Annotated in this window: 1 protein-coding gene; it reads right to left on the bottom strand. The window is 68.6% G+C overall.

The window, feature by feature from the left end:
• Positions 1 to 88: 88 nt before the first annotated feature.
• Positions 89 to 1,147: ABC transporter substrate-binding protein (locus tag NTW26_03050; protein ID MCX7021251.1), on the bottom strand; the 1,059-nt coding region annotated here is incomplete at its 5' end.

The following is a 1,147-nucleotide window of genomic DNA, read 5'->3' as shown; positions in this document are numbered from 1 at the left end:
ACGCGCCCGAGGGTGTCGGGCCAGGCGGCTCTCGGCGCGGCTCGCCGACGGCCGCGCCGAACGCCGCGGTCACCCGTGCTCACGCTCCCTAATATTCGGGGAGGCCGGTTCCAAATTCCACTATCTCGTTCTCCTGGATGGTCAGGATGGTCAGCGGCTTGTGGGCCTCGCCGTCGGCGTCGAAGCTGGTCTTGCCGACGATGCCGGGGTAGTCGCGGACCTTCACGAGCTCCTCGGCGAGTCCTGCGCGGGAGACGGCCCCCGCGTCCAGGGTCGCGGCGATGATGCCGAATGTGTCGTAGGCGTGGGCGGCGAGGTATGAGGGATCGTCCCCCGCGCGCGCCCGGTAGCTGACGATGAAGGACTGGACCTCGGGCCGCCGGCTCCGGGAGAAGATGGCGTCGCAGAAGATGGCTCCCTCCACGTACCGCAGACCCATCCGCGTCACCGACTCCGCGTTCCAACTGTTTCCCCCCACAAGCTCGGCCACGATGCCGTAGTACACGAGCTGCGCCGCGAGCTCGGTGAGGATCGGCTGGTGCCCCGGGATGAAAATGGCGTCCAGTCCCGACTTGCGGAAAACCTGGCACTCGTCGGTGTATGAGCTGTCCTCCAGGGAGTAGCCCTCTTCGGTCACCACGGAGATGCCGAACCCCGGAGCGATGCGCTTGAACGCGTCGCGCATCCCCTCGCCGTAGGCCGTGTCCTCGAAGAGGATGCCGAAGCGGTCGAGGTGGAGGCGCTCGGAGCAGAACTTGGCCAGGGTCTCGCACTGGGCCTCGTAGGTCAGCGCGTTGCGGAAGGCGAAGGGCGAGAGCGCGGCGAGGCCACCCTCCGTGGCCGCGGGGGTCACGAGGGGCATCCGGTACTCGTCGGCCCACGGGATGCAGGCGCGGAAAGCGGTGGAGGAGAGCGGACCGATGACCGCGATGGCCTGGGATTCCTCCGCCAGGCTCCGCAGTCCCATGACCGCCCCCTCGTCGGTATCCCCTGAGTCGGCGACGACCACCTCGAGCTTGCGGCTGTGGGAGGCGTTGTAATCCGAGGCGGCCACCTCGACGGCGTAGCGCACCTCGCGCCCGTAGGGGGCCATGTCACCCGTGAGCGGCACCAGGCAGCCGATGACCTTGGGCTTGAGGGCCATGCC

It is taken from the genome of bacterium (assembly GCA_026398675.1).
Classification (GTDB): domain Bacteria; phylum RBG-13-66-14; class RBG-13-66-14; order RBG-13-66-14; family RBG-13-66-14; genus RBG-13-66-14.
Note: the sequence above shows the minus strand (reverse complement) of the source record. Positions and strands in the feature narration are given on the sequence as shown.